The following is a 14,717-nucleotide window of genomic DNA, read 5'->3' as shown; positions in this document are numbered from 1 at the left end:
GCCCTCGTTCGGCCTCGCTTGACCCTGCCGCAACGTCAACGTTTCTACTGAGGGCATGCGGATCGGAGAACTCGCCGCGGCCGTCGGCGTCACGACGCGGACCGTGCGGCACTACCACCATCTCGGGCTGCTGCCCGAGCCCGAGCGGCGGCCCAACGGCTACCGCGACTACGGACTGCGGCACGCCGTCGCGCTCGCCCGGATCAGGCGGCTGACCGAGCTGGGGCTCGGTCTCACCGAGGTGCGGGACGTCCTCGCGGACGACGCCGGCCGCGACCTCGCCGAGGTGCTCGCGGAACTCGACGAGGACCTGGCGCGGCAGGAGGCGGCGATCCGGGCGAGGCGGCTGCGGCTGCACGCCCTGCTCGACGGCGGCCGGATGCCCGCCGAAGGTCCGGTCTCCCCCGAACTCGCCGCCGTGTTCGGCGAGTTGACGCGTGATCCGGAACCGGCGATCGCTGCCAAGGACCGCGAGATGATCGCTCTCCTCGAAACGGTCGCGGCCCCGAAGGACCGGGAACGTCTGCTGTCGGCACTGCGCGCCACCGCCGAAGTGCCGGGCGCACTGGAACGGACCCACGCGGCGTACGCGCTGCTGGACGCGCTCGCGGACGCCGACCCGGCCGACCCGCGCGTCGAGGAGACCGCCCACGCCCTCGCCGAGTGCCTTCCTGACGAGGCCCTGGCCGGCATGGGCCTGGCCGACCTCGACCCGGACGGGCCCGAGGCGAACGGCAGCGGCGGCTTCCTGAGCGCCTTCCTCGACGACTTCCCGCCCGCGCAGTCCGCCGCGGTCCTGCGGACGATCCGGCTCCTCGTGCAGCGGGCACGCCCGGAGCCCGGGCAGGTGAGGCGTACGCGCCTGGAGCGTGGGCGATGAGGGCCGTACGGCGGCTCGTCGCGCACGAGGTGCGGCTGCTGGCGAGCATCGCCCGGTGGGTGGCCCGGCGCCAGCACGGCGTCGGGCGGGGGCGGGCCTTCGGGTACACCCGGGGGCAGGGCGCGATGATGTTCGGGGTCGGCTTCGTGTGCGTCCTGGAGAGCGCCTGTATGGCGGTGCTCCTGCGGAACCATCCCGCGGTGCACCGGGTCGTGCTCGGCCTCGACGTCTACACGCTGCTGCTCGTCGTCGGTATGCACGCGGCGTCCGTGACCCGTCCGCACGTCCTCGGTGACACGGTCCTGCGCGTCCGCCGGGCCGCCCATGTCGATCTGCTCGTCCCGCTCTCCGCGATCGCCTCCGTGCGGCGCGAGTTGGTCACCACGCACGAGCGGACCGAGGGCCGGCTCGATCTGGCCGTCGCCGCGCAGACCACGATCACCCTCGAACTGGCCACCCCGGTGCGGCACTTCACCTTCCTCGGGCGCCCCCAGGACGTACGGCTGATCCGCTTCCACGCCGATGAGTCCGACGTGCTGGCGCGCGCGATACGCGAGGCCGTACAGTCCGCCGCCGCACAGCCCGCCTCCGTACAGCCCACGGCCGCACAGCCCGCCGCCGCACAGCCCGCTCCGCTCACGCGGGAGCGAACAGCACCTTCGCCGTCGCCGGGTCGGCCCGGGTGAGGCGGACCCGCAGCCGCTCCCCCAGCGGCAGTGCCGCCCCGTTCCCGCTCTCGATGCGGGCGACGACCGCGGGAGTCTCCAACTGGACGGTTCCCACGCCGGGTTCACGTTCCTGTACGTCCACGACGGTGCCGTCGAAGAGTTCGCCGACGCGGTCCTCGAGGAGGGCCGCCTCGACGATGTCGACGCACCCGCGCTCGGCCTGGCCCGCCCTGCGGGTGCCCTCCGCCATCCGTGCGGGCAGGTCGTCCAGCGCGGCGAGCACCCACTCGGGCGGGGTCTCGCCCGCGGCGGCTGCCAGGGCCAGTTCGGACGCGTACCGGTCGACGAGGCGCCGCAGCGGGGCCGTGCAGTGGGTGTAGGGCGCGGCGACGGCGGCGTGCGTGGTGATGCCGGGGACGGCTCCGTCCCGGAAGGGGGTGTAGCCGGCGCCCCGCAGCAGTGTCGTGCACTCCTGGAGGAAGGCCGCGTGGTGCGGCCGGTGCGGGTCCAGGGAGCGGATGAGCGCCGCGTACGACACGTGGTGCGGCCAGTCGATGCGCAGTGCCCGCGCGGTACGGCGCAGCCGACCGACCGCGCCGTCGGGGGCGGCCGGGAGCGTCCGCAGGATGCCGGTGCCGTGCGCGAGCATCAGCTCGGCGGCGGCCATGCCGGTGAGGAGGGAGATCTGCGCGTTCCAGCCCTCGGCGGGGAGCGGGGCGCGATAGCCCAGCTCGTACGTGCCGTCGCGTTCGACGATCTCCTGTTCGGGGACGTCGAGGGAGATGCCGCCACGGTCCGCCTCCCGCTGCTCGCGCAGGAGCCCGATGTCCTTGAGGAGGGCCAGGGGCTCGTCGGCGGTGCCCGCGTCGATCTGCCTCTGTACGCCCTCGTAGTCGAGCTTGGCCCGGCTGCGGACCAGGGCGCGGCGGACGTCGGTCGCGGTGGGGCCGCCGTCGGTGTCCAGGTCGATCGTCCACAGGACGGTGGGGCGGGTCTCGTCGGGGAGCAGGCTGGCTGTGCCCTCGCTCAGTACCGGCGGGTGCAGCGGGGTCTTCCCGTCCGGGAAGTAGAGCGTGGTGACCCGTCGGTGGGCCTCGGCGTCCAGGGCCGCTCCGGGCACGACGAACGCGGCGACGTCGGCGATCGCGTACCGCACCCGATAGCCGTGCGGGCGGCGTGAGAGGTGCATCGCCTGGTCGAGGTCGGTGGACGTGGGCGGGTCGACGGTGAAGAAGGGGATGTCCGTCGCGTCGGCCGTCGCACCGCGGTCCGGCAGCCGTGGCTCGCGGGCGGCCCGCGCGGCCTCGGCGAGCACCGCGGGCGGGAACTCCCCGGGCACCCCGAGTTCGGTTCGCAGCGCGCGCAGCGCGGCCTGCAGAGGGGCCCGCAGCGGGGCCTCGGCTGCACCGGTCACACGTATCTGGCGGCGGGGCACACGACGAGCGTAGGACGGGGTGGGGCGGGCGGCACCCCGTAGGCTTGCGGGTGCTCCTCGTACGTACCGAAAGCCCCAGGGAGAACCGCCGTGCTCGTGTTGTTGCCGCCGTCCGAAGGAAAGGCTCCCTCCGGGCGGGGCGCGCCGTTGAAGGCGGAGTCGCTGTCGTTGCCGGGGCTCTCCGGGGCGCGGCAGGCGGTTCTCGACGAGCTGGTCGAGCTGTGCGCGGCCGACGAGGAGAAGGCGCGCGAGGTCCTCGGGCTGAGCGAGGGACTGCGCGGCGAGATCGCCAAGAACACGGAGCTGCGGACCGCGGGGGCCCGGCCCGCCGGGGAGATCTACACGGGTGTGCTGTACGACGCCCTGGACCTGGCCTCCCTCGACACCGCGGGCAAGCGGCGGGCGGCGCGGTCGCTGCTCGTCTTCTCGGGGCTGTGGGGCGCGGTCCGGGTGACGGACCGGATTCCCTCGTACCGCTGCTCGATGGGGGTGAGACTGCCCGGCGTCGGGGCGCTCGGCTCGCACTGGCGTGCGCCGATGGCCGCCGTGCTGCCCGAGGTCGCCGGGAGCGGGCTCGTACTGGACCTGCGGTCGGCGGCGTACGCGGGCGCGTGGAAGCCGAAGGGCGAGGTCGCGGGACGGACGGCGAGCGTACGGGTGCTGCACGCGCCGACCCGGAAGGTCGTCAGCCACTTCAACAAGGCGACCAAGGGGCGCATCGTACGGAGCCTGATGGAGACCGGGGCTGCTCCCTCGGGGCCCGCGGAGCTGGTGGAGGCGTTGCGCGACCTCGGGTACGTGGTGGAGGCGGCGCCGTCGGCCGGGGCGGGCAGGCCGTGGATGCTGGACGTGTTGGTGGACGAGGTCCACTGAGACGGGGCGCACCGAGACGGGCCACTGAGCGATCGGCATCACCTCCACCGCAGGCTTGTTGCAGCGTGCGCAATGACCTTTGCGCATGCTGCGTGTCGAAGGCAGGATGACGGCATGTCTTCGCCTTCGCCGTCGGCCTCGTCGCCGCTGTCCCCGTCGCCGCTGTCCTCGTCCGTGCTCGAACTCGCGCCCGTCGTGCCCGTGGTCGTCGTCGAGGACGTCTCGGACGCCGTGCCGCTGGCTCGGGCGCTCGTCGCGGGCGGGCTGCCCGCGATCGAGGTGACGCTGCGGACGCCGGTGGCGCTCGACGCGATCCGGGCCATCGCCGGCGAGGTGCCGGGCGCGGTGGTCGGTGCGGGCACGGTCATCTCTCCCGCCCAGGTGGCGGACTGCGTGGCCGCCGGGGCGCGCTTCCTCGTCAGCCCCGGCTGGACGGACACGCTGCTCGACGCGATGAAGGCGTCCGGGGTGCCGTTCCTGCCGGGGGTCTCGACGACGTCGGAGGTCGTGGCGCTGCTGGAGCGCGGGGTGCACGACATGAAGTTCTTCCCGGCGCAGGCGGCCGGCGGCACGGCGTATCTCAAGTCGCTGGCCGGGCCGCTTCCGCAGGCCCGCTTCTGCCCGACGGGAGGTATCGGCCCCGCCGTCGCACCGGAGTACCTCGCGCTGCCGAACGTCCTGTGCGTGGGCGGAAGCTGGATGCTCCCGGCGGACGCGATCGCCTCCGGCGACTGGGGACGGGTGGAAAAGCTGGCCCGCGAGGCGGCGGCCCTGGCCTCTTGAGCGCCCCGTAGGGTCGCGGAGAACTGCGCGACCGGCCCGCACCCGACCAGCGACCGGCGACCGGTCGCATCAAGGCACCGAGCGGCTCAGCGCAACGCAGACGTCTCGTTGAGCGACTTCACACTCGCGTTGCCGTCCGCGTAGTACGCCACCGCCGAGAGCGACGCGGCCGACAGTTCCATGCGGAACAGGGCTTCCGGTGGGGCGCCCAGGGCCAGCCTGAGCAGAGTCTTGATCGGTGTCACGTGCGAGACGAGGAGCACGGTGCGGCCCGCGTACTCCGCGAGGAGTCTGTCGCGGGCCGCCGCCACGCGTCGGGCGACCGCCTCGAAACTCTCGCCGCCGCCGGTCGGTTCGGCGTCGGGTGAACCCAGCCAGGCGTTCATGTCGTCCGGGTGGCGCTGCCGTACCTCGGCGAAGGTCAGGCCTTCCCAGACGCCGAAGTCCGTCTCGCGCAGGCCGTCCTCGATCTGTACGGCCAGGCCCAGACCGGCGGCTGCGCGGTCGGCGGTTTCGCGGCAGCGGGTCAGGGGGGAGGACACGATCGCCTGTACGGTGCCGCGTTCGGCCAGCGCGGTCGCGACTTGGTCGGCCTGGTGCCGGCCTGTGTCCGACAGGGGCGGGTCGTTTCCGGCGCCGCTGCCGGAGAAGCGCTTCTGCGGGGTGAGGGCCGTTTCTCCGTGACGGAGGAGGATGAAGGTGGTGGGGGTGCCCAGGTCCGGGGGATTCAGGCCCTTGGGCGGGTCCCCGTGCTCGGGCCGTTCGGTCCGTGTCTCCCCCGTCGCCGCCTCGATGACGGGGGTGCCGGGGTCCGTGGGCCCCGGGTTGCCCCGGGAACCTCCGTCGGCCTCGACGGTCGACTCGCTCAACCGACGGGCCCCTTACAGACCGGACTCGGACGTACGGATCAGGATGCGGCGGCAGTTCTCGCAGCGCAGCACCGTGTCCGGAGCCGCCGCCTTCACCTCGTTCACCTCGGTGATGTTGAGCTCCAGGCGGCAGCCCTCGCAGCGGCGCTGGTAGAGGCGGGCCGCCCCGACGCCGCCCTGCTGCTCGCGGAGCTTCTCGTAGAGCTTGAGGAGGTCCGCGGGGATCGAGCCCGCGACGATCCCGCGCTCCTTCGTCAGCGTCGCGCTCTCGCCGTCGAAGGACTCGTACGCCGCGTCCCGGCGGGCCGTCGCGTCGTCGATCTTCGACTGGAAGGAGGAGACCCGCTCGGTGAGCTCGGCGACCCGCTCCTGCGCGGACTCGCGGCGCTCCATGATCTCCAGGACGACGTCCTCAAGATCACCCTGCCGCTTGGCCAGCGAGGTGATCTCGCGCTGGAGGTTCTCCAGGTCCTTGGGGGACGTGACGGCTCCGGAGTCCAGTCGCTGCTGGTCGCGGGAGGCGCGCTGGCGCACCTGGTCGACGTCCTGCTCCGCCTTGGTCTGCTCGCGGGAGCAGTCGCTCTCCTCGGTCTGCGCGGCGACGAGCAGGTCGCGCAGCTGCGTGAGGTCCTTGGTCAGCGACTCGATCTCGTCGTGCTCCGGCAGCGACCGCCGCTTGTGCGCGAGCTGCTGGAGGCGGGCGTCGAGGGACTGGACGTCGAGAAGTCGGATCTGGTCGGCGGGCGCGGCGTTCAGTTGGGGGCTCCAGGTGAAGGGGAGTGGGAGTTCCACGGGTCGGTGACCGTCTTCGAGACATGGACCCGCAGGTCCCAGCCGTGACGGTCGGAAATCTCGTCGAGCTGGGCTGCCGCCAGCTCGCACCAGGGCCACTCGGTGGCCCAGTGCGCCGCGTCGAGCAGCGCCAGAGGAGTATGCGTGCCGTCCGCCATGAACTCCGACGCCGGGTGGTGGCGCAGGTCCGCGGTGAGGAAGGCGTCCACGCCCGCGGCACGTACGTCCGCGAAGAGGCTGTCGCCCGAGCCGCCGCTGACCGCGACGGTCCGCAGCAGTGCCTCCGGGTCGCCTGCCACCCGGATGCCCTGCGCGGTCGCGGGCAGCCGCTCGGCCGCCCGCGCGGCGAACTCGCGGACGGTGACAGGGTGGTCCAGCTCGCAGACCCTGCCCAGGCCGCGGCGGCCCTCCGGGTCGGCGGGGTCCGGCACCAGGGGACGTACGACCCGCAGGTCCAGCGCGCCCGCGAGGGCGTCGCTCACCCCCGGGTCGGCGCGGTCGGCGTTCGTGTGGGCGACGTGCAGCGCGATGTCGTTCTTGATGAGCGTGTGCACGACCCGGCCCTTGAAGGTCGAGGCCGCCACCGTCGTCGTACCGCGCAGATAGAGCGGGTGGTGGGTGACCAGCAGGTCCGCGCCCAGCTTCACCGCCTCGTCCACGATCTCCTGGACCGGGTCGACGGCGAACAGGACACGGGAGACCTCCTGGTCGGGGTCTCCGCAGACCGTCCCGACCGCGTCCCATGCCTCCGCGCTCCCGGGGGGCCAGAGGGCGTCGAGCGCGGCGATTGCTTCAGACAGACGGGGCACGAACAAAAGGCTACCTGCCTTGTGTCCGTGCCCCACCGGTCGCGGGCCACGTGACCAGCTGTGACCGGGCGACCCCGCTTCGGCCATCGAGTCCCACCGGCCACTCGCGGGTGGGTCCCACCGGGTTCCACCAGGTCCCGTCGGCCACTTGGCGAGCCGGCCCCGGCCACCTCGCCGCCCGTGGCGACGGACTTGCTGCCGGCACCGTTGTCGGACTTCCCGGAACCGGAGCCGGAGCCCGCGGCGGCGTGGGGACATCGGACACACACTCCAGTGATCACTCAGCCGGGGCGCAGGCCGTACTTGGGCGGCCCTGACCATAAGCACCTCGGATCCCGCCGAGCACACCCGCCCCCGTTCCCTCAGGCGAATCGAAAGTCGGCCACTCTTATGTGTGAAGGGGCTGCCCGCGGGTCCCACGCCTGTGCGTGCGAAAACTAGTTTCGTCGCCGGAGGTGACCGAACGATGGCGGCCTGTGCGATCGAGCCCACGGCGGCGGCGTCCGGAAACGTGAACGGAAACCGAAACGGGAACAGGAACGGGACCGGGAACGGGACCGGGAACGGGACCGGGAACGAGTCGGCCGCGCGGGCAGGGTGCGTGATCACTGTCGACGGGGCCTACGCGGCCCGGCTGGCCCGCAGCGGCGAGTCCTGGTTCCCGGAACGCTGGACACTGGACGGCCACGAGCCCTACGCCGTGCCCCTGCCGGGCAACCAGCCGGAGGAGCCCGGCACGGAGGTGCTGCCGATGGCGGACGGGCGGGTGCTCATCCACCGGCTCACCGACGGACGGCACGCTTTCTCCCTGCTGTATCCGACGGGCCCCGGGACGGGCGAGGTACCGCTCGGCGCGGTGGAGTGCCCCGAACCGGGCACGGGGCTGCGGCTGCTGCCACCCGCCCCGGGCGGCACACGGGCGTACGCCCTTGCCGTGGGCCCCGGTTCGACCGCCGTGTGGCTGGTGGCGGGCGGCGCCTTCGGGCCGGAGCATCTCGCGGAGGTACCGGGCCGGTGCTCGGGCGGGGTGTGGCTGGGCGGCGGGGACCGGCTGCTGGCCCTGGACCGGGAGTCGCAGGGCCGGACCAAGACGGTGGTGGTGGACCTGGAGCGCGGCGGAGAGGTGTCCCCGCTGCTGCAGATCGCCGAGGAGAGCAACGACCGGCTGCTGCTCGCGGACGCCGACAGCGGGCTGCTCCTGATCCGCTCGGACGCGCCCTCGCCCGGGCAGGAACGGTTGGGCTGGGGTGTGCTGGGGAGCACGCTCCCGGTCCGGTTCCCGGAGTGTCTGCAGCCGGCGGGCTGCAGGGTCACGCCGTTCGCGATCCAGCCGGGCCTGGTGCTGACGCCGGAGAGCTGCGGGGTCGCGCTGCGGATCGACGGCGCCTCGGGGAGCTGGCTCGGGCTGTGGCGGCCGGCGGAACGCCACCTCCGGCAACTCCGTCCTCCCGAGGGATGGCTGACCGGTTCCGGCCGGTGGACCAAGGACGGGGTGCTTCAACTGCCGTACTCGACGCGGGCGGTGCCGTGCGGCGTGTCTCGGGTGGAGGTACCCACGGGGTCGGGGGACGCCGGCCCGGGGGATCCGGACCGTACGGCCGAGGCGTCGGGGGAAGCGCCGCGGGGGCCGTCGGTCACGGGTCCCCCGGAGCCCGCGATGGCCCGTCCGGTACCGCTCCAGCAGGCACCTCTGACGGGCACCGCGACGGCCAGGGCGGTCGCGAGCGCCTTCGCGGGACGGCGGCTGGCACAGGCGGCGGGGAGGGGCGGGGCGCCGGGGGGTGGGGCGCCGGGGGGTGGGGCGGACGGGGTGCCCGGGGCGCGCAGGGTGCCCGGGGCTCCGGAAGGCACCCCGGAAGGGGCTGCCGGTCCCGATCCCGGTCCCGATCCCGGTCCCGATCCCGGTCCGGGTCCGGGTCCCCATCCCAGTCCCACCCCTGACCCCGGTCCCGGTCCCAAGCCCGCCCCCGCGCTCGAAAGCGTCCCTCCGGCCCCCGAGGACGTACACCCGAAGACACCCGGGAACCGGCACCCCGCGGCCCTCGAACCGATGAAGCCGTTGTGTGTCGAACGGATCAGCGCCGAGGCGCCGCCGGCCTTCCGCACGCTCCGGATGATCGCCGGAAGCACCCCTTCTCCGGGCCCCCTCAAGGTGACCACCGAGTAACCCCGACCACCCCTCGGCACGGTCACGACCGACCGTTAGAATCTCCGGCGCTGTACCGAAGGATCTTGTTGACGGGGTGAATTGAACATGAGCGAAACGAACACCATGGAGACGACGGCCACCGACCTGCGGGGGACGTCGGCGCAGGCCGGCGACGACGGTGGCCAGGGACGGCACCGGGGGCCCGTCTCCGCGCAGGAGGACGGGGCGATCCCCCACGGGCGGCACCGCAGGCCGGCCGAACAGCACGACACGGGAGCCTGACCACAGGCCCAGGTGGACACGACACGGCCCCGTCCGACGATCGTCGGGCGGGGCCGTTCCGCATGGGGGTCCTCGGGCGACGGCCCCTGGCCGATGGGGACCCTCGGTCACTCACTCGTGCTTCAGGCCCAGCACCTCCGCCGCCGCGAACGTCTCGCCCGCGGGCCGGTCCGCGTAGTGGGGGGTGAGCAGCGCGTCCAGTTCGTCGTAGGTGAAGGCTTCCTGCTTGGTGTCGAACTTCGCCGCCACCCGCGGCCGTTCGACGACGGCGACCATCCCGCCGTGCACGACGAGCAGCTGGCCGTTGACGTGTGCCGCGGCCGGGGAGACCAAGTAGCCGACGAGTGGGGCGACATGCTCGGGCGCGAGCGGATCGGACCGCCCCTCGGCCGCCTGCTCAGCCCCTTCCCGGTCCGCCCCCTCCTGGCCCCGCGGCTCCTGGAAGCCCGCGAAGACGTCCGCCGTCATACGGGTCCGGGCGCGCGGGCAGATCACGTTCGCCGTGACGCCGTACTTGGCGAGCGCCAGCGCCGTCGAGGTCGTCAGCCCGACGATCCCGCCCTTCGCGGCGGCGTAGTTGGGCTGTCCCGCGGAGCCCGCGAGGAACGCCTCCGAGGAGGTGTTCACGATCCGCCCGTACACCGGCGCGTCCGCCGCCTTGGACCGGGCCCGCCAGTGCGCGGACGCGAAGTGGGTGGTGTTGAAGTGGCCCTTCAGATGGACCCGGATCACGGAGTCCCACTCGTCCTCGGACATCGAGAAGACCATCCGGTCGCGCAGGATGCCCGCGTTGTTGACGAGGATGTCCAGCTGCCCGAACTCCGCGATCGCCGACTCGACGAGCCGGCGGGCCTGTTCGTGGTCGGCCACGTCGCCGGTGTGCGCGAGCGCGCGGCCGCCCGCGGCCCGGATCTCCGCGGCGACCTCCTCGGCGGGCCCGGCCGACGCCTCGCCGGAGCCGTCCCGGCCGGGCTGCCCGAAGTCGTTGACGACGACGGCGGCGCCGAGCCGGGCGAGTTCCAGCGCCTCCGCCCGGCCGAGCCCGCGCCCGGCGCCCGTGACGACCGCCGCCCGTCCCTCAAGTGGCAGTGACATCGAAGTCCCCTCAGATCTCGATGCACGTGCGCAGCGAGACGCCCGTACGCATCTGGTCGAGCGCCTCGTTGATGTCGCCGAGCGGTACCCTGTGCGTGATCAGGCCCTCCAGGTCGATGCGTCCGGCCCGCCACAGCGCGATGGTCCGCTCGTAGGACCTCAGGACGTCCCCTCCGCCGTACATGGACGGCAGGATCCGCTTCTCGTCGAAGAACAGCTCGAACATGTTGAGCTGGAGGAAGTCGTCCATGGCGCCCGCGCCGACGACGACCAGCGTGCCGCCGCGGCGGGTGTTCTCGTACGCCGTGCGGGCGGTGGCGGAGCGGCCGACGACCTCGAAGACGTAGTCGAAGCCCTCGCCGGCGGTCACCGACTGCTTGGCGTCGGGGAGTTCGTCGGGCGAGACGGCCCTGGTGGCGCCGAATTTCAACGCGGCCTCGCGGCGCGAGAGCACGGGGTCGACGGCGACGATCTCCGCGGCGCCCTTGAGCCGGGCGCCCTGGATCGCGGAGATGCCGACGCCTCCGCAGCCGATGACGGCGACCGACGAACCGGCTTCCACGTCGGCGGTGTTGAGGGCGGCGCCGAGTCCCGTGGTGACTCCGCAGCCGATGAGGGCGGCGATGTCGAAGGGCACGTCGTCCGGGATCGGCACGGCGCAGCCCGCGTCGACGACGACCTCCTCGGTGAAGGTCCCGGTGCCTGCGAAGCCGAACACATCGCCGCCGGGGCGCTTGAAGTTGGGTGTGCCGGCGTTCATGAACCCGGCGAGACACAGTTCGGTCTGGCCGCGCTTGCAGGCGGGACACGCGCCGCACGCGGGCAGCCAGCAGACGACGACGCGGTCGCCGGGTTTGACGCTCGTGACGCCCTCGCCGACCTCAAGGATCTCGCCGGCTCCCTCGTGCCCGGGGACGAACGGCGCGGGCTGCGGCAGGATCCCGGCCATCGCCGAGAGGTCCGAGTGGCACAGGCCGGTGGCCCGCACCCGGATCCGTACCCGGCCCGGTCCGAAGCCCGTCGCCTCGGCGTCGTCGACTATCTCCAGCTTGTCCTGGCCGATCTCGTGCAGTACGGCTGCGCGCATGGTGCGGCTCCCCTCGAAAAACGTGCGAAACGTACGTACGACACGCGCCCCTCGTCCTCGGGACGCTCAGGTGTGTTCGACGACGGTGTCGGTGAGGACCGGCGCGTCGTCACGTTCGGCCGCGCCCACCGTCACCCGGACCCGGCCGTCGCCCCGCCACATGCGGATGCGCAGGGTCTCGCCCGGGCACACGACCCCGGCGAAGCGCGTGGCGCAGGAGCGGACCCGGGCGACGTCGCCGCCGAGGAGGGTGTCCACGACCGCCTTCAGCGTCATCCCGTACGTGCACAGTCCGTGCAGGATCGGGCGGTCGAAGCCGGCGAGCTTGGCGAACTCGGGGTCGGCGTGCAGCGGGTTCCAGTCGCCGGAGAGCCGGTACAGAAGTGCCTGGTCCTCGCGGATCGGACGCTCGACCGTCCGGTCCGGCGCGCCGGTCGGTGGTTCGGGGCGGGTGGAGGGCCCCCGGTCGCCGCCGAAACCACCTTCGCCGCGTACGAAGATCTGGGCGTCGCTCGTCCACAGCGGCCCGTCCGCGTCGGTGACATCGGTGCGTACGACGAGGACGGCGGCCTTGCCCTTGTCGTACACGGCGGCGATCCGGGCGGTGGCGACCGCGTCGCCGGTGACCGGGATCGGCCGGTGCAGGGTGACGGTCTGGCCGCCGTGCAGGACATGCGCGAGGTTGACGTCGATGCCCGGCAGGGAGAGGCCGCTGATCACGCCCGGGGAGCCGGCGCCCGCGACGGTCGCGAAGCTCGGCAGGACGTGCAGCCGGGACTCCAGGGTGTAGCGCAGTTCGTCGGGGTCGGTCGCGGGGGTGTCCCGGTCGGGGTTCGTGCCGGCGCCGAGGCCGAGGTGGTAGAGCTGGACGTCCTTGTGACCCCAGGCGATCCCGGCGGACCGGGGCTCGGCCGCGAGGGCCTGGGCAACGTCGATGGGCATGGGGCTCCTGACTGCCGCGCGGGAGGACACGGGAAGACCCCGGCGCGGCCGTCCGCACCGTCGGCCGCACCGAGGTCGACTCTGAGCCGGGGAACCCGCCTGTTCTAGAACGCGTTCCAGTACCGGCGACCCCCTGTATAGCCGAGCCCCGGGCACATGTGAAGACTCCTGACGCCATGTCAGATAGCGGTGGGGGTCTTGCACGGGCTCGGGCCCCGGACCTCACCCGGCCTCGGGCCCGGCAGTGACATTTGTCCTGCCCGAGTCCGTACATGCGCATCTGCCGCGCCCCACCCGCCGCTCCGTAGCGTCGCACCCATGACGAAAACGGGGACGAAAACCGGGACGAAGTCGAGACCGGAGCCGGATCCGGAGACGGCGGCGGCGGTGCTGATGACGGGGGCGGTCAAGGCCTTCGGTGCGGTACGGGCCGTGGACGGTGTGGACCTGGAGATCGCGCGCGGCGAGACGGTCGCGCTGCTCGGCCGCAACGGCGCCGGCAAGTCCACCGCGCTCTCCCTCCTGCTGGGCCTGAACGAGCCCGACGAGGGCGTCGTACGCCTCTTCGGCGCCACCCCGGAACAGGCCGTACGGGCGGGCCGGGTCGGCGCCATGCTGCAGGACGTGCGGCCGGTGCCGAGGGTGACGGTGGGCGAGCTGGTCGGGTTCGTGGCCGGTACGTACCCCGAGCCGATGCCCGTCGCGCGGGCCCTGGAGCTGGCGGGCGTCGCCGAGCTGGCCGGGCGGCGCGTCGACCGGCTCTCCGGGGGCCAGGCGCAGCGGGTGCGGTTCGCGGTCGCCCTCGTCGGGAACCCCTCGCTGATCGTGCTGGACGAGCCGACCGCCGCGCTGGACGTGGAGGCCCGGTACGCCTTCTGGGACTCGATGCGGGCGTTCGCGCGCCGCGGTCACACGGTCCTCTTCTCCACGCACTATCTGGAGGAGGCGGACGCCAACGCCGACCGGATCGTGGTCGTCGACCACGGGCGGATCGTCGCCGACGGCACCGGTGAGCAGCTCAGGCGGGCCGCCGGCGGCAGTCTCGTCGCCTTCGACCTCGCGGGCGCCGGCACGGACGGGCTGTCCCTGCTGCCCGGGGTGGTGTCCCTGGAGGTCCGCGGGGACCGGGCCCGGCTGCGGACCGACGACCCGGACGCGACGGTGATCGCGCTCGCCCGGCTCGGCGCGATACGGGGTCTGGAGGTCGCCCCGGCCTCCCTGGACGACGCGTTCCTGGCCCTGACCGCGACGGCCTCCGACACAGCTTCGGCCACGGCCTCCGACACGGTGGCCGGGCCCGCTCCCCTGGAGACGGTGTGATGCTCGACTATCTGCGGCTCGAAGTGCGCCGGACACTGCGTGACGTCGGTTTCATGATTGGCGGTGTCGTGATGCCGGTGGTGATGTATCTGCTGTTCACGAATCTCGGTGGCGGCGCCGACGGCGACTGGAAGACCGCTTCCATGATCGGCATGGCCGCGTACGGGGCGATGGGCTCGGCCCTGAACACCGGCGGCGGGGTCGCCGAGGACCGCACGATCGGCTGGCTGCGTCAGCTGCGGATCACTCCGATGAGCCCGCGCCAGGTGGTCGCAGGGCGGGCGCTGACGGGCGCGGTGACGGTGCTGCCCGCGATCGTGGCGGTCCTCGCGGCGGGCGGCCTGGTCAACGGTGTACGTCTCGACGCCTGGAAGTGGGCGGTGATCGCGCTGTCGCTGTGGCTCGGCTCGATCCCCTTCACCCTGCTCGGGCTCGGCAACGGCTACCGGCTGACCGCGCAGGCCACCGGCGTGGTGAACATGGTGTGCAATCTGACGCTCGCGGTGGTCGGCGGGCTGTGGTTCCCGCTGAGCCTCTTCCCCGGCTGGCTGCGCTCCCTGTCCTCCTGCACGCCCACGAACCGCTTCGCGCAGCTCGGTACGGCCGTCGCCGACGGGCGGGCGCCCGCGCTCGGTGCCGTGCTGGTGCTGACCGGCTGGCTGCTGGCCTTCGGCTCGTACGCTGTGGTCTCGTACCGCAGGACCGCGCGGACCGTCTGAACGGGGGCTGGGGA

13 protein-coding genes and 2 pseudogenes are annotated in these 14,717 nt (G+C 73.2%); 8 read left to right on the top strand and 7 right to left on the bottom strand.

The features are described from left to right. Positions 1-55: 55 nt before the first annotated feature. A complete protein-coding gene (locus tag OHS59_RS31220) occupies positions 56-880 on the top strand; it encodes a MerR family transcriptional regulator (RefSeq protein WP_328496676.1) in 825 nt (274 codons plus the stop codon). After that, positions 877-1,566, top strand: a complete 690-nt coding sequence (locus OHS59_RS31215) for a hypothetical protein (protein ID WP_328496675.1) — start codon at positions 877-879, stop codon at positions 1,564-1,566. The genes OHS59_RS31220 and OHS59_RS31215 overlap by 4 nt, the downstream gene beginning before the upstream one ends. Here OHS59_RS31215 and OHS59_RS31210 read toward each other — a convergent pair. Next, positions 1,517-2,983, bottom strand: coding sequence for an RNB domain-containing ribonuclease (locus OHS59_RS31210; protein WP_328496674.1), 1,467 nt, complete (start codon positions 2,981-2,983; stop codon positions 1,517-1,519). The genes OHS59_RS31215 and OHS59_RS31210 overlap by 50 nt on opposite strands. A gap of 90 nt (positions 2,984-3,073) precedes the next feature. On the opposite strand from OHS59_RS31210, the gene yaaA reads away from it, so the two are divergent. Further along, the gene (gene yaaA, locus OHS59_RS31205) at positions 3,074-3,856 is read left to right on the top strand and encodes a peroxide stress protein YaaA (protein WP_328496673.1); all 783 of its coding nucleotides are present in this window, start codon (positions 3,074-3,076) and stop codon (positions 3,854-3,856) included. A 114-nt stretch (positions 3,857-3,970) separates the two neighbouring features. Continuing rightward, positions 3,971-4,639, top strand: a complete 669-nt coding sequence (eda, locus tag OHS59_RS31200; RefSeq protein WP_328496672.1) for a bifunctional 4-hydroxy-2-oxoglutarate aldolase/2-dehydro-3-deoxy-phosphogluconate aldolase — start codon at positions 3,971-3,973, stop codon at positions 4,637-4,639. A gap of 86 nt (positions 4,640-4,725) precedes the next feature. Here eda and OHS59_RS31195 read toward each other — a convergent pair. The 3 genes and pseudogenes from OHS59_RS31195 to OHS59_RS31185 all read right to left on the bottom strand — a co-directional run. Beyond that, positions 4,726-5,367: pseudogene (locus tag OHS59_RS31195) on the bottom strand (histidine phosphatase family protein); the annotation flags it as partial. A 153-nt stretch (positions 5,368-5,520) separates the two neighbouring features. Continuing rightward, positions 5,521-6,264: a zinc ribbon domain-containing protein gene (locus OHS59_RS31190; RefSeq protein ID WP_328499432.1), complete on the bottom strand. Its 744-nt coding sequence runs from the start codon at positions 6,262-6,264 to the stop codon at positions 5,521-5,523. Then, a complete protein-coding gene (locus OHS59_RS31185; RefSeq protein ID WP_328496671.1) occupies positions 6,261-7,109 on the bottom strand; it encodes a Nif3-like dinuclear metal center hexameric protein in 849 nt (282 codons plus the stop codon). The genes OHS59_RS31190 and OHS59_RS31185 overlap by 4 nt, the downstream gene beginning before the upstream one ends. Positions 7,110-7,575: 466 nt before the next feature. Between OHS59_RS31185 and OHS59_RS31180 the strand changes: the two are divergent. Both OHS59_RS31180 and OHS59_RS31175 read left to right on the top strand, forming a co-directional pair. Then, a pseudogene (locus OHS59_RS31180) lies at positions 7,576-8,817 on the top strand (hypothetical protein); the annotation flags it as partial. Positions 8,818-9,363: 546 nt separating this feature from the next. Beyond that, positions 9,364-9,540, top strand: a complete 177-nt coding sequence (locus OHS59_RS31175) for a hypothetical protein (protein ID WP_328496670.1) — start codon at positions 9,364-9,366, stop codon at positions 9,538-9,540. Positions 9,541-9,651: 111 nt separating this feature from the next. On the opposite strand, the gene OHS59_RS31170 is transcribed toward OHS59_RS31175, so the two are convergent. The 3 genes from OHS59_RS31170 to OHS59_RS31160 form a co-directional block, all read right to left on the bottom strand. Beyond that, a complete protein-coding gene (locus OHS59_RS31170) occupies positions 9,652-10,635 on the bottom strand; it encodes a 3-oxoacyl-ACP reductase (RefSeq protein ID WP_328496669.1) in 984 nt (327 codons plus the stop codon). A gap of 10 nt (positions 10,636-10,645) precedes the next feature. After that, positions 10,646-11,722, bottom strand: coding sequence for a Zn-dependent alcohol dehydrogenase (locus OHS59_RS31165; protein WP_328496668.1), 1,077 nt, complete (start codon positions 11,720-11,722; stop codon positions 10,646-10,648). A 66-nt stretch (positions 11,723-11,788) separates the two neighbouring features. Beyond that, a complete protein-coding gene (locus OHS59_RS31160) occupies positions 11,789-12,664 on the bottom strand; it encodes a MaoC/PaaZ C-terminal domain-containing protein (RefSeq protein WP_328496667.1) in 876 nt (291 codons plus the stop codon). 387 nt (positions 12,665-13,051) lie between these two features. Here OHS59_RS31160 and OHS59_RS31155 point away from each other — a divergent pair, with 387 nt between their 5' ends. Both OHS59_RS31155 and OHS59_RS31150 read left to right on the top strand, forming a co-directional pair. Beyond that, on the top strand, positions 13,052-13,984 hold the full coding sequence (locus OHS59_RS31155) for an ABC transporter ATP-binding protein (protein WP_328499431.1): 933 nt from the start codon (positions 13,052-13,054) through the stop codon (positions 13,982-13,984). After that, positions 13,984-14,703, top strand: coding sequence for an ABC transporter permease (locus OHS59_RS31150; RefSeq protein WP_328496666.1), 720 nt, complete (start codon positions 13,984-13,986; stop codon positions 14,701-14,703). Before OHS59_RS31155 ends, OHS59_RS31150 begins: the two co-directional genes overlap by 1 nt. The last annotated feature ends 14 nt before the right edge of the window (positions 14,704-14,717 follow it).

The sequence above is a fragment of the Streptomyces sp. NBC_00414 genome (genome assembly GCF_036038375.1).
Taxonomy (GTDB): domain Bacteria; phylum Actinomycetota; class Actinomycetes; order Streptomycetales; family Streptomycetaceae; genus Streptomyces.
Note: the sequence above shows the minus strand (reverse complement) of the source record. Positions and strands in the feature narration are given on the sequence as shown.

What these genes read in the sequence shown, in the direction of transcription:
- OHS59_RS31220 (WP_328496676.1), top strand. Translation starts at nt 56, where the DNA reads ATGCGGATCGGAGAACTCGCCGCGGCCGTCGGCGTCACGACGCGGACC.
- OHS59_RS31215 (WP_328496675.1), top strand. Translation starts at nt 877, where the DNA reads ATGAGGGCCGTACGGCGGCTCGTCGCGCACGAGGTGCGGCTGCTGGCG.
- eda (WP_328496672.1), top strand. Translation starts at nt 3,971, where the DNA reads ATGTCTTCGCCTTCGCCGTCGGCCTCGTCGCCGCTGTCCCCGTCGCCG.
- OHS59_RS31175 (WP_328496670.1), top strand. Translation starts at nt 9,364, where the DNA reads ATGAGCGAAACGAACACCATGGAGACGACGGCCACCGACCTGCGGGGG.
- OHS59_RS31170 (WP_328496669.1), bottom strand. Translation starts at nt 10,635, where the DNA reads ATGTCACTGCCACTTGAGGGACGGGCGGCGGTCGTCACGGGCGCCGGG.
- OHS59_RS31165 (WP_328496668.1), bottom strand. Translation starts at nt 11,722, where the DNA reads ATGCGCGCAGCCGTACTGCACGAGATCGGCCAGGACAAGCTGGAGATA.
- OHS59_RS31160 (WP_328496667.1), bottom strand. Translation starts at nt 12,664, where the DNA reads ATGCCCATCGACGTTGCCCAGGCCCTCGCGGCCGAGCCCCGGTCCGCC.
- OHS59_RS31150 (WP_328496666.1), top strand. Translation starts at nt 13,984, where the DNA reads ATGCTCGACTATCTGCGGCTCGAAGTGCGCCGGACACTGCGTGACGTC.